This window comes from Aeromonas sp. ASNIH7, from assembly GCF_002903485.1.
Lineage (GTDB): Bacteria > Pseudomonadota > Gammaproteobacteria > Enterobacterales > Aeromonadaceae > Aeromonas > Aeromonas caviae.
The window spans coordinates 289,164-308,435 of record NZ_CP026226.1 but is presented as its reverse complement, the minus strand read 5'-3'; the positions used below and the strand labels follow the sequence as shown (position 1 = coordinate 308,435).

Genomic DNA, 19,272 nt, shown 5'->3' with positions numbered 1-19,272 from the left:
TTTGTATAATAATTTGATTTAAAACGAATTTTACGAGCAATTTCAAACTTTTCCCGCCCATGGTTTGCCAAATCATCGAGTTTGGTTATGATGCAAGACGCCGTGTTAACCCTAACTGGCATATAACGAGATAAAAACGGGGTGTTTGGGTGATTAATGTATTCCTGGTCGATGATCATGAGTTGGTGCGTACAGGGATAAGACGCATTTTGGAAGACGTCCGCGGGATCAAGGTGGTGGGCGAGGCGCAGAGCGGGGAAACCGCGGTGGCCTTCTGTCGGCAACATCACCCCGATGTGATCCTGATGGACATGAACATGCCGGGCATCGGCGGTCTGGAAGCGACCCGCAAGATCCTGCGGATCCGCCCCGATGTGCGCATCATAGTGCTGACCATTCATTCAGAAAATCCGTTCCCTACCAAGGTGATGCAGGCGGGCGCCGCCGGGTACCTCACCAAGGGGGCCGCGCCGGACGAGATGATCCACGCCATTCGCCTGGTTCACTCCGGTCAGCGTTACATCTCCCCGGAGATCGCCCAGCAGATGGCCCTGAGCCAGTTCGCCTCCGCCGACGAGAACCCCTTCAAGTCCCTCTCCGAGCGGGAGCTGCAGATCATGATGATGATCACCAAGGGGCAGAAGGTGACCGACATCTCCGAGCAACTCAACCTGAGCCCGAAGACGGTCAACAGCTACCGCTACCGCCTGTTCAGCAAGCTGGGGATCAACGGTGACGTGGAGCTGACCCATCTGGCCATTCGTTATGGCATGCTGGATGCCGATACCCTGTAACGGGGGCGTGTGGACACCAAAGGCGGCACCGGCCGCCTTTTGCTTTTTGCAGGCTGTGGGCAGTATGCTCTCCCCGTCTTTTTGCATTCATCCGTTGAGTCGAGTTGCCGATGACCCTCTCTCCCGAGCCCCATTTTGACAGCAAGGCATTCCTGAGTGCCGTCACCCACCAGAGCGGTGTTTACCGCATGTACGACAGCGGCGGCACCGTCATCTACGTGGGCAAGGCCAAGGATCTCAAGAAACGGCTCGCCTCCTACTTTCGGGCCAACGTCGACAGCATCAAGACCCGCACCCTGGTGCGCCAGATTGCCGATGTGCAGGTAACGGTCACCCACACCGAGACCGAGGCGCTGATCCTCGAGCACAACCTCATCAAGCAGTACCAGCCCCGCTACAACGTGCTGCTGCGGGATGACAAGTCCTACCCCTGGATCATCATCACCGACCATCGGCACCCGCGCATCGGCGTCCATCGCGGCGCCCGCAAGGTGAAGGGGGAGTATTTCGGCCCTTACCCCTCCGGCGGCGCGGTACGCGAGAGCCTGCACCTGATGCAGAAGATCTTCCCGGTGCGCCAGTGCGAGGATGCGGTCTATGCCAACCGTACCCGCCCCTGCCTGCTCTACCAGCTCAAGCGCTGCGCCGGCCCCTGTGTGGCGGGGCTGGTGAGCGAGGCCGAGTATGCCCAGCAGGTGGCGCTGGCCAAGCTGTTCCTCGCGGGCAAGAACCAGCAGGTGATAGGGGAACTGGTGGGCAAGATGGAGTCCGCCAGCGGCGATCTGCGCTTCGAGGAGGCGGCCCGCTACCGGGATCAGATCCAGGCCCTGCGCCGGGTCACCGAGCAGCAGTCGGTGAGCGGCAACGTGCTGGACGAGCTCGACGTGGTGGGGGTGGCCTTCGAGCAGGGGACCGCCTGCATCCACGTGCTCTTCATCCGCCAGGGCAAGGTGCTGGGATCGCGCAGCTACTTCCCGAAAGTGCCGGCCGATACCCCGCTTGACGAGGTGGTGCAATCCTTCCTGCTGCAGTTCTATCTGTCGGGGCAGGGGGGACGGCAGATCCCGAGCGAGGTGCTGCTGGACGTGGCGCTGGAGGATGAGAGCGTCATCGCCGACACCCTGAGCCAGACCGCCGGCTACAAGGTGCGGGTGGTGAGCCGGACGCGCAGCGAACGGGCCCGCTTCATCAAGCTCGCCTCCATCAATGCCCAGACCGCGCTGCGCTCGCGCCTCGCCCACAAGAGCACCATCACCGCCCGTTACGATCAGCTGGAGGAGCTGCTGGAGCTCGAGACCCCCATCGCCCGCATGGAATGTTTCGATATCTCCCACACCATGGGGGAGCGCACCGTGGCCTCCTGCGTGGTGTTCAACCGGGAGGGGCCGCTCTCCTCGGAATACCGCCGCTTCAACATCGACGGTATCACCGGCGGGGATGACTACGCCGCCATGGAGCAGGCGCTGGAGCGTCGCTTTGGCAAGCAGCAGGAGCCGGACAAGGTGCCGGATGTGCTGTTCATCGACGGCGGTCTCGGCCAGTTGCGCCGCGCGGAGGAGATCCTGGCGCGCCAGCTGGAGTTTCTCGGCGGCAAATACCCGCTGCTGGTGGGCATCGCCAAGGGGGTGACCCGCAAGGCGGGGCTGGAGACCCTGATCCTGGGGGACAGCCACGAAGAGCTGCATTTGCCGGCGGACATGCCCGCCTTGCACCTCATCCAGCACATTCGCGACGAATCCCATCGCTTTGCCATCACGGGCCACCGGGCCAGGCGGGCAAAGGCCCGCACCACCAGTACCCTGGAAGAGATTCCCGGGGTGGGGCCGAAACGGCGGCAGGCGCTGCTCAAATACCTGGGGGGTTTGCAGGAGGTGAAAAAAGCCGGGGTGGACGAGCTCGCCAAGGTGCCCGGCATCAGCCAGGAGCTGGCCCAGTCCATCCACGACGCATTGCACTCGCTCTAGCGCTGCCTTTGGTGTGAAGGAGGTCACGCCAGGGGGCATCAGGGCGTGCCGCCTGCGCACAAGAGCCGTGACGCAGGGGGCTCCCAAATGCCATAATGACCGGCATCCTGAGGTTATTGATGGATTAATGGACCAAGGCGGGCGCCAGTTCGGTTGCATCCGCGATCGGCTTGGGGCTACCATGTAGCGGCATACAAGAAGTGGCTGAAAATAATGACAAATATTCCTAACCTGCTGACGTTCTTTCGGATTTTGCTCATCCCCGTCTTCGTCATCCTGTTCTACCTTCCCTATCAGTGGTCCTACATGGCGGCGGCCATCGTCTTTATCCTGGCGGCCGCAACCGACTGGTTTGACGGCTATCTTGCCCGCAAGCTGAACCAGTCCACCGCCTTTGGCGCCTTCCTCGATCCGGTGGCCGACAAGATCATGGTAGCGGCGGCCCTGGTGGTCATCGTCGAGCACTACAACACCGTCTGGGTCACCATCCCCGCCATGACCATGATTGGCCGGGAGATTATCATCTCCGCCCTGCGTGAATGGATGGCCGAGCTTGGCAAGCGCTCCTCGGTGGCGGTCAGCTGGATTGGCAAATGGAAGACCATGATCCAGATGGTGTCGCTCACCGGCCTCATCTGGCAATACGACATCTGGATGGTGTGGCTCGCCTATGTGCTGCTCTACGTGGCCACCGTGCTCACCTTCTGGTCCATGTTCCAGTACATGAAGGCTGCCTGGGGCGATCTGAGCTACCACTCCCGGTTCTAGTCCCGACGGGAAGATGGCCGTTTCTCTGCCACTGGCGCCGAGAAACGGCCATGAGCTGCAAAAGTGTGGGAAAAGGGTAAAAAACACCCGAACGATCAGCGTATTAAATGTTTTTTGTTGACTGGGCGGGGAACATCGCTAGAATGCGTTCTCACAGTCAGGCAGTCAGCCAGACCGATGCGGGAATAGCTCAGTTGGTAGAGCACGACCTTGCCAAGGTCGGGGTCGCGAGTTCGAGTCTCGTTTCCCGCTCCAAATTCAGACAATAGAGAGTTCCTCTCTTTTGCATGGCGCGTTAGCAAAGCGGTTATGCAGCGGATTGCAAATCCGTTTAGTCCGGTTCGACTCCGGAACGTGCCTCCATATTGACAAGCCCGCCACGCGAGCTTGATACCGATTGCGGTGCCCGAGTGGTGAAATCGGTAGACACAAGGGATTTAAAATCCCTCGACGTTCGCGTCGTGCCGGTTCGATTCCGGCCTCGGGCACCATTAAAATTGAAGAAAAAAGCCTTACAGATTAAACAGATACGACGCTTCATTGCGTCGTTTTTGTTTTACCCCCCCAGAATTTCTTTCCCACTTTTGCTGAATTGGCCATTTCCTGTCCAGGTGACTTGTTGCTCCCTGTGATTTGCTGTAATCGGTTGGCTGAGTGCTCCGACATAGGCAAGCAGATGTGTCTTGACACTGCGCCGAGGTTGTCTAGGGATGGTCTTTGGTACTGAAGCTAGCGCGGCTTGTTATGGCGCCTGGGCCTCGCGTTTCGTTGGCCAGCAAACAGATTTGAATCCTATGGTTGTATTCATTTTCCCGGGCTGGTCTTGTGGACAAGTTCGGCAATCCAGTCAGCAAATGCACGCACGGCAGGAGACAGAAAACGCTGATGGGGATAAAGCAATGTGACTGGCACCGATGGCGGTTGCCAATCTGCTAGCACCTCGATGAGCCTTCCTGCCTGCAGGTGCTCCAGTACAACATTCTCGGCAAGCTGGATGAGGCCAAAGCCATCGAGGCACATCTTGATATAAAGCCCCGTGTCATTGACGGCTGCGGTGCCGCTCACAGTAACCGATAGAGTCTCTTTACCGCGGACAAAGCGCATTTCGTTTGCATGCCTGGCGAGGCCCGAAAAGTAGTGGACCGCCTGGTGCATAGACAGTTCTTCAGGGGACTGGGGAACACCGTTTTCGTGAAGGTATTCAGGCGAGGCGCAGGTTACCCACCGAAACCGGCCAAGGGGACGAGCAACAAGGGTGGAGTTATTCAGCTCTCCTGTTCTGATCACGCAGTCCACACCTTCCTGAACAAGATCAACCTGCCGGTCACTCACACCTATCATCAGGTAGATATCTGGATAACGTTGGTGAAAGTCTCTGAGATTCGGCATGACGATGGAATGTGCTATCCCGCTCGGCATATCAACCCGCAAACGCCCCTGTGGCCGCTTGATAGCCTCAGTCAGGCTGGACTCGGCATGTTCAATCAATGAGAGTATTTCCCTGCACTGGCCAAGATACTGCAGGCCTTCAGGGGTGAGGTTCACCCGCCTCGTTGTTCTGTTCAGCAGGCGCACCTGCAGGTATTTTTCGAGGTTTTTAATCGTACTGCTGACTGTCGAGGAAGGCAGTGAGAGGGTCTCTGCTGCCTGCACGAAGCTTCCGGTCTCAGCAACCCGCATAAAGATCTGCATAGCCTGAATACGATCCACAGCCCTTCTCCCTTGAGACGATAACTCTACCGATAGTTCCCATGATTATTCGAAAATCATGAATTATTAAAACAGTTTGGTCATCTTTTTCAGGGTAATAGAGTGCCGTATCTTTTTGCCATTGGCTAGAAAAGAGGCTCTTGAAATGACCGGATACGTTAGAAATATTGTTAATAATCAAGATGTAATACCAGATTCAATCTTGATCAAGGGGGCCACGATCCTCAGCATGGATGAGAGCGTGGGTAACATTGAACGTGGAGACATTCTGATCAGTGGATCAACCATTACGGCCATAGGCGAGGATCTGGAGGCGAATGGTGCCCGTATCATCAATGCTACGAACATGATCGCCATGCCTGGGATGGTGGATTCTCATCGCCACTCCTGGGAGGGACAACTGCGCCGCATCAATCCGAATGCCACTTGTCTGGAAGACTACAGCAACGCCACGCACTTCTCTTTCGCCAAGTACTATCGCCCTGCCGATATGTATATCGGCAACCTGCTGACGGCACTGGGCTGCATTGATGCAGGCATCACCACCGTCATTGACAATTCTCATAACAGCCGCACCGCAGCCCATTCGGACGCCGCCGTCGAGGCCCTGCTGGATGCAGGGATCCGTGCCATACACGCCTCCGGCGCACCGGTATCGGGGGAATGGGACAAGGCTCATTGGCCGGGTAACTGGCAACGCCTGCAAGAGAAATATTTCAAGGACAACCCAGAGAGCCTGGTTTCCCTTGCTGTCATGGCCCAGCTGGAGCCTGCATTGTGGGCCGAGGCTCGCAGGCTGGGACTGCCGATCGTCACGGAATTCTTTGGTTCTTTTATGGCGTCTGAGCTGGAGTCACTGCATCGGCGCGGTCTGCTCGGCCCGGACAATATTTTCAATCACTGTACGTCACTGCCAGATGAGGGATGGAAGATCCTGCGAGAAGCCGGTGTCCGGGTGAATGTCTGCCCGCGCTCCGATGCGCACTATGGCATCGAGGACGGTATGTTTGCCATCCAGGCGGCGCAGCGTCATGGCATCAACCCTGGCCTCAGCGTCGACAATGAAACCTCTTACAGCACTGATATGTTTATGGAAATGCGCGTGGCATTTTACCTGCAACGGGTGATGGGCATGCATCAGCAGCACTGCTGCGGCTCCGACCACTCGCTGACCACGCTGCCGGCTGCCCAACTTCTCAAATCGGCGACTGTCGATGGTGCTGCCTGTGCAGGGCTGCTGGACAAGGTAGGGAGCCTGACGCCAGGAAAACAGGCGGATCTCATTCTGATCAATGTTGGCGATATCAACCTCTACCCGTCCGGCAATGCCTTTGGCACCGTGGTGCATGCGACAGAGCGCAGCAACATTGATACCGTCATTATTGGCGGGCGCATCGTCAAGCAGCATGGCAAGGTGCTTGGCGTAGACAGCACGCGCCTTCGCGCCGCCATTGATGAGTCCCGTGAGCATCTGTTTGCCGCCGCCGGGTATGAGCCTGACATTTTTGCTGACGCCTTCCTGCCGCTGGCACAGGCACACTGACAGGTATGCAACCCATGAGCACACTGTATTACGTCATCGCTTTTGCCGCAGGTCTCGGGATCACGCTGCAGACAACTCTGAATAGCCAGCTGGCACGAGGACTCGGGGGCGATTCGGTCACCGCCGCATTGTTCTCCTTCGCGGCCGGTGCATTCAGCCTCGGGGTCTTCTCGCTGCTGCGTGGCGGATTATTCACCTCGCTTGCGGCCATTCCATCACAGCCTCTGTGGAGTCTGGCTGGCGGCCTGATCGGTGCTTGCGCGCTGTTCAGCTATGTCGTGCTCGCACCGAAAATCGGGTTGTCAGCCCTGCTTGGGTTGGCCATCGTCGGACAGTTGCTCTCATCCCAGGTCATCGACCATTTCGGTCTGCTTGGCACCATCCAGCGTCCGGTATCTTTGATAAAGCTGGGTGGAATGTTGGTCATGCTGACCGGGCTCGTCATCATGCTGTTCGGTGATCGGTTAGCTGAGCGCCTTATGCACTGATGAAGCGGCCTTCTGATGTTTTGACCTTCACGAACGTCTGCCCCGGGGCAGGCGTTCTGCTGATGGGGTTTGCATCCCGGCTCAGTTCCATGACCTGAATAGGGGGACACAAAGAGGCTCGCCTGACCTGGTCAGGCGAGCCGGCTCATATCGCGTCAGTCATCACCCCTGGACATTGACCAGGATCCGGCCGCGCACCTGGCCTGCCAGGAAGGCATCCCCCAGGGTCACGACCTGGGAGAGGGGCACTTCCCGGGTGAGGAGATGGAGGCGGGTCAGGTCGAGATCCTCGGCCAGTCGGGCCCAGGCCTGCTGACGCAGCGGGCGCGGTGCCATCACGCTGTCGATGCCATAGAGGGTGACGCCGCGCAGGATGAAGGGCATGACGGTGGAGGGGAAGTCCATCCCTCCCGCCAGACCGCAGGCGGCCACGGCGCCGCCGTAGCGGGTAGTGGCGCAGGCATTGGCCAGGGTGTGGCTGCCGACGGTGTCGATGACGCCGGCCCAGCGTTCCTTGCCCAGCGGGCGTCCCGGCGTGGCCAGTTCGGCGCGATCGATCACCTCGGCGGCGCCGAGGGACGTCAGATAGTCGGCCTCGTGCAGCCGCCCGGTGGCGGCCACGACCCGATAGCCCAGCTTGGCCAGGAGGGTGATCGCCACGCTGCCCACACCGCCGTTGGCGCCCGTCACCAGAATGTCACCGTCACCGGGGGTGATGCCGTGCTTCTCCAACGCCATCACGCAGAGCATGGCGGTGTACCCTGCGGTGCCGATGGCCATGGCGTCCCGGGGCTGGAAGCGCTCAGGCAGGGCGACCAGCCAGTCGCCCCGGACCCGTGCCCGCTCTGCCAGCCCGCCACTGTGGGTCTCGCCCACGCCCCATCCGTTGAGCACCACCTTGTCGCCGGGGTGCCAGTCGGGATGCTGGCTCTCCAGCACGGTACCGGCAAAGTCGATGCCGGGGATCAGAGGGAAGCGGCGTACCACGGGGGCGGCGCCGGTGAGGGCCAGGCCATCCTTGTAGTTGAGGGAAGACCACTGTACCGCCACGGTCACATCCCCGGCAGGCAATATCTCCTCGGAGAGGCTCTGGTAGCTGGCGCGATAACCCGCCTCGTCTTTCTCGATCAGAATACCGTTGAACATCTTGTCTACTCCCATTAATTGGACTGACTGACTATTAATCTTCGTAAAAAATCTATTTGGCCAAGGTCATGAAAAAGCGGAGAAAAGAGAGCATGGGCTCGGTATCGCCCACCAGGCGTGCGCGCAGTACGGCCCCTTCCCAGCCGATCCAGAACTGATGGGCGAGGGCAGGGCAGTCACATTCAGGGGGCAGCTCCCCCGCCGTCACGGCATCCCTCAGGCAGCGGGCGAGCAGCGCCTCCCAGTCGAGGAGGATCTGCTCGAGGCGCAGGCGCAGCTCGGGGGACAGTTGCACCACCTCCTGACCCAGGTTGCCCACCAGGCAGCCGCGCTGGAACGCATAACGGGTCATGCCCCGGCAGGCGCTGTCGACGAAGGCGACAAGGCGGGCCAGAGGGGGCAGGCTCTCATCCTCCAGATAGCGCGTCAGCTTGCGGCAGAAGTAATGGTGATAGGCATCCATGACCGCCAGAGTGAAGTCGTGCTTGGTGGCGAAGTAGTGATAGAAGGAGCCCTTGGGGATCCCGGTCGACTGCAACACCCGCTCGATGGAGGTGGCGGCGATGCCCTGCTCGGTCAGCAGCTCCATGCCCCGGCGGATCAACAGATCCCGGGTGTCGGCATAGGTGTGCCCGTGCAGGGCAGGGCGACCGCGAGGGCGGCGGGGCAGAGCGTCGCTGGTTGGCATGGGAGTTATTAGACGCCTCTACTAGAAATGATGCAAGCCCGGCGCCGGGCTAAGGCTCGGGGGATGAGATCGGGTGGTCGCGGCAAGCTGGAGCCAGCGGGGCAGAAAACAGCGAGGGCGCCACTGGCGCCCTCGCATCGATGGGTTGCTGCGTCTCAGCTGCGCAGCTTGTTGTAGACAAACAGCACGATCAGGGCGCCAACGGTGGCGATGATGATGCTCGGCAGGTTGAAGCCGGTGACCGTTCCCATCCCGAGCAGGGTGCTGACATAGCCCCCCACCATGGCACCGACCACCCCCAGGATCACCGTCATGAAGAAACCGCCGCCATCCTTGCCCGGCATGATCCATTTGGCCAGGATGCCGACGATCAGCCCCAGTACCACCCAAGTAAGAAATCCCATGGTCATCTCCTCGTTATGTGCAGAGAACCAGAGTATATGCAGGGATCCTGCTTGTATCCCGCCACAGCACGGCGTGAGTCAGAAACGGTCATATGAGACTCGCTCATGACCATGGCAGGCAGAGGGCCTCAGCCGAGCGCGCGGGTGTCGAGGCGCTGCCCGGCGGGGGAGCACACCAGCACCGACCCCTGCTCGAACCAGTCCCCCAGCACGATGCGCCGCGCCGCATGCCCATCCAGGGTGAAGTCGTGGATGGCGGGCCTGTGAGTGTGGCCGTGGATCATCAGGCGGCAGCCGTGCTGGCGCAGCATCTCGTCTACCGCCTCCGGAGTCACGTCCATGATGATCTGGCTCTTCTGGGCATTCTCCATCTGGCTCTGGCCGCGCATCTTGTGGGCGATGGCCTGGCGGCGCGAGAGCGGCAGGCGCAGGAAGAGCCAGCGCAGCCACTTCTGTTGGGTGATGCGGCGAAACTTCTGGTAGCCCTCGTCCCGGGTGCAGAGCAGATCCCCGTGGCTCAGCAGCACCCGCTCGCCGTACAGCTCGATGACACAGGGGTCGCCGAGCAGGGTCATGCCAGCCCGTTTGGCAAACTGGTGCCCCAAGAGGAAGTCGCGGTTGCCGTGAATGAAATAGAGGGGCACCCCTTGCTGGCTCAGGGCGAGAAAGGCATCGGCCACCTCGCGGTGGAGCGGGTTGGGGTCGTCGTCCCCAATCCAGAATTCGAACAGATCCCCCAGCACATAGAGGGCGTCGGCACCGGGCGCGTCTTCGGCCAGAAAGCGCACCAGGGCCGCCGTCATGTCGGGCCTGCCTTGGCTGAGGTGAATGTCACTGATAAAGAGGGTGCTCATGAGTTCCTGGGCATCATGGTAAGAGAGTCCCGCCTGGGGCCGGACAAGGCCTGTGACCTTGCACGTCGAGCGGGTGGGGGAGGGAAGGGCAGCAGAGCCCCGCAAGGTTGACGCCCTCCAGGGTCAGCAACGCCTCGTAAGGGTCGCCGGACAGACCCAGCAGGCGGCACATGGCCGCTTCCCCCTTGAGCCCTTCATCAACGCGCAGGCGCAGCACCTCCCGGTGGAAGGGGGCGCCAAAGCGCTCAAGCAGGGCGGCCATCAGGCTGAGGTGGCGCCAGCCATGACACATCTCGAGGGGATCAGGGGTGAGGTAGAGCTCGACTGGCCAGCACTGGCCATCTGGCCCGTGGCGTCGCTGCTCGGCGATCCAGACCTGCTCGCCCTTGCTTCGCACCTGCCAGCCTTGTGCTGCCAGTGTCGCGGCAAGGAAGGCCGGGGCCGGATGCTGGCAGAGGATGTCGAGATCGCTGCCGAGCCTATCCAGCCCGATGGCGATCGTGCTCACCAGGGCCAGATCGTTGCACAGGGGGCCAAGCTCATCCCACAGGCCGCCGCTCAGCAGGGCGTGGGCCGAGCGCTGACGTTCGTTGCCCTGGGCCAGATAGTCGAGGCGGCGCCAGTTGGGGGCGGCAGATGGAAAAACTGCGGCCGGGGCCGCAGTTGTGTCAGAGCCTGGCCGGCAGGGATTACTCGGCAAGGGTCACCTTGGTGATGACGACGTCTTCGGTCGGAACGTCCTGGTGCATGCGGCCGTAGTTGCCGGTCTTCACGCCCTTGATCTTGTTGACCACGTCCATGCCGGCGGTCACTTCACCGAACACGCAGTAGCCGAAGCCCTGGGTGGTGGCGGACTTGAAGTCTAGGAAGTCGTTGTTGTTCACGTTGATGAAGAACTGGGCGCTGGCGGAGTGCGGCTCCATGGTGCGGGCCATGGCGATGGTGCCGACCTTGTTGGACAGACCGTTGGCCGCCTCGTTCTTGATGGGAGCGCGGGTCTCTTTCTCTTCAAAGCCCGGGGCATAGCCGCCACCCTGGATCATGAAGCCGTCGATGACGCGGTGGAAGATGGTGTTGTCGTAGTGACCGTCACGGCAGTATTGCAGGAAGTTGGCCACGGTCTCCGGGGCTTTTTCCGCGTTCAGGGTCAGGGTGATGTCGCCGTGGTTGGTGTGCAGAGTAACCATGAGTTGTCCTTTCATTTTGACGCGGGCAGCAAGGTGCCCGCAGGTGTATGGCATAAAGTGGTGGCAATTCTAGCCCATCAAGGCCCTGCGGCATAGATGGCAGGGGGGAGAGGGGGCTTTTTCTGCCTCGTTTTCTATACCGGATGCGGTTAGAATGGCAGGCCATTTTACTCACAGGCAGTGGTCATAAGATGCTGAAGATATACAACACACTCACTCGTCAAAAAGAAGAATTCAAACCTATCCACCCGGGCAAGGTGGGCATGTATGTGTGTGGCGTCACTATCTATGATCACTGTCATATCGGCCATGGCCGTACCTTCGTCGCCTTCGACGTCGTCGCTCGCTACCTGCGTTATGCAGGATACGACCTCACCTATGTGCGCAACGTCACCGACGTGGACGACAAGATCATCAAGCGCGCCGCCGAAACGCACGTGACCTGTGACGATCTCACCGAGCGCCTCATCGGCGACATGCACCAGGATTTCGACGCCCTCGGCATGGTGCGTCCGGACATCGAACCCCGCGCCACCCAGCACATCGGCGAGATCATCGCCCTGGTTGAAACCCTGCTGGAAAAAGGGCACGCCTATGTGGCGGACAACGGCGATGTGATGTTCATCGTCGAGTCCTACGCCGACTACGGCAAGCTCTCGGGCCAGGATCTGGAGCAGTTGCAGGCCGGCGCCCGTGTCGACGTGGTGGATGCCAAGCGCAACCCGCTCGACTTCGTGCTGTGGAAGATGTCCAAGCCCGGCGAACCGACCTGGGACAGCCCCTGGGGCCCGGGCCGTCCTGGCTGGCACATCGAGTGCTCCGCCATGAACTCCAAGCACCTTGGCAACCACTTCGACATCCACGGCGGCGGCTCCGATCTGCAGTTCCCGCACCACGAGAACGAGATTGCCCAGTCCTGCTGCGCCCACGGTGGCGACTACGTCAACACCTGGATGCACAGCGGCATGGTGATGGTGGATAAAGAGAAAATGTCCAAATCCCTTGGCAACTTCTTCACCATCCGTGATGTGCTGGCCCACTACGACGCCGAAACCGTCCGTTACTTCCTGATGTCTGGTCATTACCGCAGCCAGCTCAACTACTCGGAAGATAACTTGAAGCAGGCCCGCGCCGCCCTGGAGCGGATGTACACCGCCCTGCGCGATCTGCCGCTGGCCGCTGCTGCCGGTGGTGACGAGCAGGTGGCCCGTTTCAAGGAAGCCATGGACGACGACTTCAACACCCCGGAAGCCTACTCCGCCCTGTTCGACCTGGTGCGCGAGATCAACCGCCAGAAAGCCGAAGACATGGCTGTCGCCGCTGGCCTCGGTGCCCGTCTGCGGGAGCTGGGCGCCGTGCTCGGCATCCTGCAACAAGACCCCGAGGCTTTCCTCAAGGGTGACGAAGCGGACGAAGAGGTCGCCGAAATCGAGCGCCTGATCGCCGAGCGCAATCAGGCCCGCGCCGACAAGAACTGGGCCGCGGCGGATGCCGCCCGTAACCGCCTCACCGAGATGGGCATCGTGCTGGAAGACAGCGCCGGCAAGACCAGCTGGCGCCGTGCCTAAGGCCGGTGGCCTTGTTGGCGCCTAGGCCAACAGGTTGAGCCAATAAAAAACCGCAGCCCTTGGGCTGCGGTTTTTTTATGGCCTGCCAAAGCCTCGGCATTTTTCGGTCTGATCCCCTCACCCCTTGGGGGAGAGGGTCAGGGTGAGGGGGCTCGCATCATGACTCACCGGAGTGCCTGCAAGCCGTCTGTTGCTTGCCCCCAGTTCCTACCTGATCTGGTTGGCTCCTCTGATCATGGCTGGTCTGGCAGTGTGTTCAGGTCTTTGGTGCGCGCCTCGGTCAACTGGGTGAGACAACTGCTGTGGACCATGGGCGCCATTGATCCCCCTTCATAGACGCCGGCCTCGTAACGGCACTGGGCATCGCGAAAGGCGATCCAGGCCCGTTGCGCAGTTCTCAGCCTCTCCAGCTGTGCCTTCTCCAGGGAGGCAACCCGCTTTTTATAGGCGGCATTGAGCTTGGCATCGGCTCGCTGGTAATCCTGAAACGCACAGATGTTCATGTCGGTTTGTGTCACCGGCGCAGTACAATCCTGTTCGGCCTGAACGGCAGTGGTTGCCAGCAAGAGCAACAGGGCGGGATAGGGTCTCAAGAGGCAGTTCCTTTGTGGTAGGGAGAAGGCCAATATACGGCATAAACCGGCCCGATGGCGGCTCTGTTTTTCAAGAATAACAAGGAGATGACGTCATGAAGTTGAGCTGGAGGCCGTTTCTGGCCCTGCCTCTGCTGGCGTCCGGGCTGTCTGTGGCCGCCACTGCCCCCGATATGCAGGTCCAAGCCCGCGCCAAGGTGGCCGAGTTTCTCGACTGGGAGCGCCAAGTCAAACCGAGCGGCCTCTATCAGGCAGGTCTGGGCGGTGCGTTGCCCAACATCGTCTCCCCCGAGCTGCTCTGCCTGCTCAATGCCGCCTCCAAGGCGCGGGAGATAGCCACTCGCGAAGCCCCGGACGAGAAGCCCCCCTTCGTCGAGGGCAACCCCTTCCTGCCCAACGCCTGGGATAACCTGCTGAGCTCGGAGATCCTCTCGTCGCGCGTCATCGCCGGCAGCCGGGATCGCAGCGAGGTCAAGGTGCGCTTCACCTTTGGCGAGCCGGGCACCCCGCTCGACGCCCCCAGCGGCACCTACCGTTTTGTCAGCACCTATCTGGTACTGGATGGGCCGCAAGGCGCCCGCATCACCGACATCGACGCTGGCGGCAGCTGTGATTTCTGCCAATCCGGCAGCCTGCGCGCCGCCCTCTATGAGACGCTCACCGCCTATCCCGCCGCAGGGGGAGAGCAGTGCAAGGGGTTGGGGAAATAGGGTTTGGCTTGAGTGAAAAAGTGTTTGGGGAATAGAAATAAAAAACGCAGCTCAAGGCTGCGGTTTTTTTGTTTGTGGTTTGCCGAAGCCTCGGCATCCTGCGGTCTGATCCCCTCGCCCCTTGGGGGAGAGGGTTAGGGTGAGGGGGGCTAATGTCATTCCTCTGGCGGAATGCAATCCAACGTTTGGATGGCATGGCTTCGCCATGCAGGACACGAGGGCCTTGCCCTCGAAGGGGTTTCGCCGCCGCTACGCGGCTTGGCGAGTGACTTTGGAAAGACCGCTCTCTTTGGCAAATAACACCAAAAGTCTTCCCCCCGGCAAACCCCCCGCTTCGCGGGTTCCCTCCTCTCGTCCAACGGGTCGGACGGAGCGCCGCAGACGGCACATCCATGTGCCGACTGCGGCTGCGGTAGTTGCTATGGATGCCTTGCCTGAGTTGGTTTGATTGGTTGTATGGAGATGGTATTCACCTGACAGTTGCCCACAAAAGGGAGTGGTCATACGGCTTCAAACCGGATAACAAAACGGTACCCCTACCGTGTTATCTGGAGTCACCGTATGACCACCAACGAGAAAGTAGCACGTCGTAAACTCAGCTTGCTAGAGCTCGCCAAAGAGCTCAATAACGTCAGCAAAGCCTGCAAGCTCATCGGCTACAGCCGTCAGCAGTTCTACGAAATTCGCCGTAACTACCAGACCTATGGCGCCGAGGGATTGCTCGACAAATTGCCCGGGTGTAAAGGGGCTCATCCCAATCGGGTCGCTCCTGAGATTGAACAGGCCATCCTCGATTACTCCCTCACCAGACCCACTCATGGCCCGCTGCGGGTCGCCCAAGAACTGGCTCTGCAAGGCATCAATGTCAGTGCGGGTGGTGTGCGTGGCGTGTGGCAACGTCACGACTTGCTCTCCAAACACGACCGCTTGTTGCGCCTCGAGAAAACCCACCGGGAGCAGACCATTGAGCTCAATGACGAGCAGATCCGCCTGTTAGAACGCTTCAGCCCCGAGTTTCGCGAACGCCAGATTGAGGTCCACTACACCGGAGAACTGGTGGCGGTTGACACCTTCTTCGTCGGCGCGCTCAAGGGGGTTGGCAAGGTGTATCTGCAAACCGTGCTGGACTGCTACAGTCGCCATGCCTGGGGACGGCTCTACACCAGCAAGCTGCCGGTGACCTCGGTTCATGTGCTCAATGAAACGGTACTGCCGTTCTTCGAAGCCCATGAGGCTCGGGTCTATACCATCCTGTCAGATAACGGGCGCGAGTTCTGTGGGCGCCCAGACCATCATCCCTACGAGCTGTTTCTGCAACTGGAGGGAATTGAACACCGGACAACCAAGGTACGCAGGCCGCAGAGCAACGGTTTTATCGAGCGACTGCATCGCACACTGCTGGATGAACACTTCCGTATCAAGGGGAGAACGACCTGGTATGAGTCGGTAGAACAGATGCAGACAGACCTGGATAGCTACCTGGAACACTACAACACCCAGCGGCCACATCAGGGCAGGATGATGGAGGGTCAGACCCCCTACAGCATGTTCAAGAAGGGTCTGAAATTGATACCGAAGGAAGTGCGCACTAAAGTAGCGTAAACAAGACACCGGTTTGAGGCCGGTGTCAGGTGATAACTAGATCTGTACAGATTGGTTAGCTAAATGAAAAACCGCTGCTCAAGAGTTGTGTTTTTTTATTTATGTAGATAAGTATAAATAAACTTCAATATTACAATGGTGACTCTATTTAACTTTGTATTTTGCTAGTTTTTTTTCAGCAATAAAATACAAATTACCTTTGGCCCTAGTGCAAGCAACATAAAGTTTATTTTTTGTCGTAGGGCTAAGATTTTCTAATGTGTTTTCTTCGTAGGATTTTAAGGTTGTTGGGTTCAACACTACACAAACATCCTGGAAGTGATCTAATCCCTTTGTGTTACCCCAATTTGCAGTGTTTCCATGATATGTATTGCTGCCTTTAAAAAATAGTTTAACAATAGATTTATCTTTGAATATACCATCTATTTCATCATCGTCTTCAATGAATTTTACTGCCGTTAAATCTTTCCTGTGGGATTCAATAACAATCCCTAAATGTTTATGGACAAATAAACACACGCTGGGACTACAGCGATAACTATTAGATAAAGATGTTAAGTCTATGATGAAACCAGATTTTTCCAACTTATTACAATATTGGGGAAAAGAGTCGTGTAGAGAGTTTTGGGTATTCCCATCTCGGCTTGTATCGAAAGTATGTTGATAGAAATCACCGACTAGACGGATGTTTACGTTAGCTTCTACCAATGCACATAACAAGTTGAAGTCGTTGGCTGCGAAATCTTGTATCTCATCAATACAAACTAGGTCAAAAAACTTCTCTATTCTTTGAAGGATTTCAGGTATGGCATTAAACTCAATCAGTAACTTTGCAATGCGATTGGAGAATAATCTTTTATTTTTGTCTACGTAATGCGCTAATAGTTTTTTACTTGTGCGCTGTGCATACTGTGGTAATGGATAATCAAAATTAATTCCTTTGGTTTTTATTTCGTGGCCACAAATCGGTCTAAAGCAAAAGGAGTATAAAAAATTGAAATAACTATATATTTTAATGCCGTCTGGAATACACCCAAACTTCCTAATAACGCTATGTTTAAGATGATGAGTGTTATTTTCTGTATATGTAATAAGTAAACATCGACTGTCAGCTACAAGGAGATCAATGATGCTTGATGTTTTACCAGAACCAGCGACAGCGAAGACTACTCGTTTATCCATGTTATGGCCCTCTTTATATAATCTGGTACTGTCAATAATTCTGAGTGATTATCTAAAAGTTGGAATGCACTTTCTGCTTTGTGGCTTAACATGAACTCTAAGGGTGTTTTACTTATTCTTCCGCCAGAAAAAATTGCATCACAAATAGCTTTGTTATCCTGATATATGCATACTTCAAATGTATAACGCTCAGTATCTTCATCAGAAAAAACTTTAATTTTATCTGAAACATGCTCGATGTAGTTTTCTACACAATTAACTTGATAGTCTTTATCATTATCACGAACAACAGCTGTTATAATGCCAAGTTCTCTTGCCAGTTCCATATATCGTTTAAAGCTAGTGCCACCAACAGAAATGACATGAATATTGTCACTCTCTAAACTTCTCCCTGTTTCTTTTGAGTACATTGCATCGATTAACATATACTCTGCGTCGCCCTCAACCAGTATTACTTTACTTGATAATACAAGTTCAAGAATGTTGTTGTCAGGAGCCTTCATAAAAAACTTTGCTGTGGAATTAGAGAGATTCTTTAGCGTAACAGGTTTTTTGCTGGAACTATTTATTAGTATTGACTTTCGCAAATCCAAGCGAGTACTTATCAGACTGCTGTGTGTTGCAATTATTATTTGATTTTGATGTGTATTTGAAATTTTTGAAACTAGCAGCTTCATATTACTATGGCTCAGATGATTTTCTGGCTCTTCAAGTAGTAGCACATCTATGGTTCTTTTTTCAGAATTTCTAGATAATGCAAATTCTGTTTTTATAAAGCACTGCCTTCCTTTACCTCTCTCATCGATTGGAATGTTATCTTGGGTCAGTGTAATATCAGTTTCTAAATTAAATTTTGAACCTGTTCTGACAGTAAACTCATATTCACCCAATTCATCGTTAATGGTTTTAAAATTTTTTTCTTTGAATTGAAGCTTCTGTTGTCTATATTCATTTTGCAAACCAATTCTGGTCACGAGGTCAACAGTTGAATCATAGATGGTTCTTATGTACTCCTTGTTCGCATTCTCACTATTGATTTTTGTACTGTCAATTGTTAGGCACTTTAGAAAACGACGGTATCCTGTGTATGCCTCTCCATTGAAAGTGATGAACTTGACGGTATAAAATTCGAAGGGGAAATTTTCGCTTCCATCAGCCAGTAGTTGGTTTATTTCATTAATAAGATCCTCATTGGGTTGATAAATCATATGCAAGCCACTCGAATTGGTTTTATCAGTATTATGCTTGCCGAAAAGATCTGGATTAGTCTCATCACTAAAATAAGCTTCAATATGCACTTCTGGTAATTTTTCAAAACTCCTATCTGTTTTAAAGAAATCAGATATTGCAGTTTTATTTAGAAGTGACTCCAATCCAACGGATTCGACTTTATGCCTGCTTCCGCTAGAAAGTAATTCTATCGCTTGTAATATTGAGCTTTTCCCTGCTTCATTATCCCCAATAATAACATTCATTTTTGGATCGAATTCAATTTCAAATTCGATGAACCGTTTAAAATTAAGAAGCTTTATTTTCTTTATGCAATTCATAATTATCCCTCTGCTTGATTAATTTGTTGCAGGTATTTGGCTCTGTAAAGGGCCGTAGGTTCGATTAGCGAAGCGTAATCGGACGTTCGAGAAATAAGGTGTTATTACGGTGAAATACTCACTGTCGGACATTCGATATAAAGCTGTTTCTCAATAGGCATATCTACTACTTGCCGTTATACCCGCCATGATTTTTTCACCTATGCAACCATCTTGATAAGGTCTGTTGCATAGGTGCGACAATCTGCTCTCGCCATGGGGTGGGCGAGGGGTAGGCTGTGAGATAACAACCCGCCCAATCTTTGCCCCGAATAAGCTGGGGAGTGTTACCGCGGTGCAATGCGCTGCGCTTGTTGCACCCTACGCTTGTTAACCGGCCTCGGGGCGGCGGGTTGGGTGTTGCCCCCTGTTGTTCGCCGAGGTGAGGGCACAAGGTCAGGAGCGCCGTCATGGACGACGGCGCAGACGCAGGCGGTACAGGGATGTACCGTCTGCGTCGTTCCGCCAGACCTTTTGCCTGA

The 19,272-nt window shown here is 56.3% G+C and carries 18 protein-coding genes and 3 tRNA genes; 11 read left to right on the top strand and 10 right to left on the bottom strand.

All coding sequences use genetic code 11. From position 1 onward, the window contains the following. Positions 1–149 precede the first annotated feature (149 nt). The 6 genes from uvrY to C2U47_RS01315 all read left to right on the top strand — a co-directional run bounded on the left by uvrY (position 150) and on the right by C2U47_RS01315 (position 4,017). A complete protein-coding gene (gene uvrY, locus C2U47_RS01340; RefSeq protein ID WP_010675231.1) occupies positions 150–794 on the top strand; it encodes a UvrY/SirA/GacA family response regulator transcription factor in 645 nt (214 codons plus the stop codon). A gap of 110 nt (positions 795–904) precedes the next feature. Next, entirely contained in the window at positions 905–2,758 is a 1,854-nt protein-coding gene (uvrC, locus tag C2U47_RS01335) for an excinuclease ABC subunit UvrC (protein ID WP_029314745.1), read from the top strand. Positions 2,759–2,971: 213 nt separating this feature from the next. Continuing rightward, entirely contained in the window at positions 2,972–3,526 is a 555-nt protein-coding gene (gene pgsA / locus C2U47_RS01330) for a CDP-diacylglycerol--glycerol-3-phosphate 3-phosphatidyltransferase (RefSeq protein ID WP_010675229.1), read from the top strand. Between the two features lie 179 nt (positions 3,527–3,705). After that, a tRNA-Gly gene (locus C2U47_RS01325) sits at positions 3,706–3,781 on the top strand. A 34-nt stretch (positions 3,782–3,815) separates the two neighbouring features. Continuing rightward, positions 3,816–3,889, top strand: a tRNA-Cys gene (locus C2U47_RS01320). Positions 3,890–3,930: 41 nt separating this feature from the next. Beyond that, a tRNA-Leu gene (locus C2U47_RS01315) sits at positions 3,931–4,017 on the top strand. Between the two features lie 313 nt (positions 4,018–4,330). On the opposite strand, the gene C2U47_RS01310 is transcribed toward C2U47_RS01315, so the two are convergent. Next, positions 4,331–5,236 carry a LysR family transcriptional regulator gene (locus C2U47_RS01310; protein WP_043156228.1) on the bottom strand — a complete coding sequence of 302 codons (906 nt, stop codon included), beginning with the start codon at positions 5,234–5,236 and terminating at the stop codon, positions 4,331–4,333. A gap of 145 nt (positions 5,237–5,381) precedes the next feature. Between C2U47_RS01310 and C2U47_RS01305 the strand changes: the two genes are divergently transcribed. After that, a complete protein-coding gene (locus C2U47_RS01305) occupies positions 5,382–6,779 on the top strand; it encodes an amidohydrolase family protein (RefSeq protein WP_029314744.1) in 1,398 nt (465 codons plus the stop codon). A 14-nt stretch (positions 6,780–6,793) separates the two neighbouring features. Beyond that, positions 6,794–7,267 (top strand): DMT family transporter, encoded by a 474-nt coding sequence (locus C2U47_RS01300; protein WP_010675226.1) that lies wholly within the window; start codon positions 6,794–6,796, stop codon positions 7,265–7,267. A 162-nt stretch (positions 7,268–7,429) separates the two neighbouring features. On the opposite strand, the gene acuI is transcribed toward C2U47_RS01300, so the two are convergent. The 6 genes from acuI to C2U47_RS01270 form a co-directional block, all read right to left on the bottom strand. Then, positions 7,430–8,413 (bottom strand): acrylyl-CoA reductase (NADPH), encoded by a 984-nt coding sequence (acuI, locus tag C2U47_RS01295; RefSeq protein ID WP_010675225.1) that lies wholly within the window; start codon positions 8,411–8,413, stop codon positions 7,430–7,432. A gap of 52 nt (positions 8,414–8,465) precedes the next feature. Next, on the bottom strand, positions 8,466–9,101 hold the full coding sequence (acuR, locus tag C2U47_RS01290) for an acrylate utilization transcriptional regulator AcuR (RefSeq protein WP_010675224.1): 636 nt from the start codon (positions 9,099–9,101) through the stop codon (positions 8,466–8,468). Between the two features lie 155 nt (positions 9,102–9,256). Then, positions 9,257–9,505 (bottom strand): GlsB/YeaQ/YmgE family stress response membrane protein, encoded by a 249-nt coding sequence (locus C2U47_RS01285; RefSeq protein ID WP_010675223.1) that lies wholly within the window; start codon positions 9,503–9,505, stop codon positions 9,257–9,259. Positions 9,506–9,633: 128 nt separating this feature from the next. Beyond that, positions 9,634–10,359 carry a UDP-2,3-diacylglucosamine diphosphatase gene (gene lpxH, locus C2U47_RS01280; RefSeq protein WP_010675222.1) on the bottom strand — a complete coding sequence of 242 codons (726 nt, stop codon included), beginning with the start codon at positions 10,357–10,359 and terminating at the stop codon, positions 9,634–9,636. A gap of 13 nt (positions 10,360–10,372) precedes the next feature. Continuing rightward, complete coding sequence (locus C2U47_RS01275) at positions 10,373–11,059, bottom strand: DUF4269 domain-containing protein (RefSeq protein ID WP_010675221.1); 687 nt, start codon at positions 11,057–11,059, stop codon at positions 10,373–10,375. Beyond that, positions 11,049–11,546: a peptidylprolyl isomerase gene (locus C2U47_RS01270; protein ID WP_010675220.1), complete on the bottom strand. Its 498-nt coding sequence runs from the start codon at positions 11,544–11,546 to the stop codon at positions 11,049–11,051. Before C2U47_RS01270 ends, C2U47_RS01275 begins: the two co-directional genes overlap by 11 nt. Before the next feature lie 191 nt (positions 11,547–11,737). On the opposite strand from C2U47_RS01270, the gene cysS reads away from it, so the two are divergent. Further along, the gene (cysS, locus tag C2U47_RS01265) at positions 11,738–13,114 is read left to right on the top strand and encodes a cysteine--tRNA ligase (protein WP_010675219.1); all 1,377 of its coding nucleotides are present in this window, start codon (positions 11,738–11,740) and stop codon (positions 13,112–13,114) included. Positions 13,115–13,347: 233 nt separating this feature from the next. Here the strand turns inward: cysS and C2U47_RS01260 are convergent, their stop codons facing one another. Then, positions 13,348–13,707: a lysozyme inhibitor LprI family protein gene (locus tag C2U47_RS01260; RefSeq protein ID WP_010675218.1), complete on the bottom strand. Its 360-nt coding sequence runs from the start codon at positions 13,705–13,707 to the stop codon at positions 13,348–13,350. 95 nt (positions 13,708–13,802) lie between these two features. Here C2U47_RS01260 and C2U47_RS01255 point away from each other — a divergent pair, with 95 nt between their 5' ends. Continuing rightward, positions 13,803–14,417, top strand: coding sequence for a hypothetical protein (locus tag C2U47_RS01255; RefSeq protein WP_010675217.1), 615 nt, complete (start codon positions 13,803–13,805; stop codon positions 14,415–14,417). A 561-nt stretch (positions 14,418–14,978) separates the two neighbouring features. Continuing rightward, positions 14,979–16,019, top strand: a complete 1,041-nt coding sequence (locus C2U47_RS01250; protein ID WP_042864152.1) for an IS481-like element ISAs19 family transposase — start codon at positions 14,979–14,981, stop codon at positions 16,017–16,019. 144 nt (positions 16,020–16,163) lie between these two features. Here the strand turns inward: C2U47_RS01250 and C2U47_RS01245 are convergent, their stop codons facing one another. Together C2U47_RS01245 and C2U47_RS01240 are read right to left on the bottom strand one after the other, a co-directional pair. After that, entirely contained in the window at positions 16,164–17,201 is a 1,038-nt protein-coding gene (locus C2U47_RS01245; RefSeq protein ID WP_010675215.1) for a UvrD-helicase domain-containing protein, read from the bottom strand. Beyond that, the gene (locus C2U47_RS01240; RefSeq protein ID WP_010675214.1) at positions 17,186–18,751 is read right to left on the bottom strand and encodes an ATP-dependent nuclease; all 1,566 of its coding nucleotides are present in this window, start codon (positions 18,749–18,751) and stop codon (positions 17,186–17,188) included. Before C2U47_RS01240 ends, C2U47_RS01245 begins: the two co-directional genes overlap by 16 nt. Between the last annotated feature and the right edge of the window lie 521 nt (positions 18,752–19,272).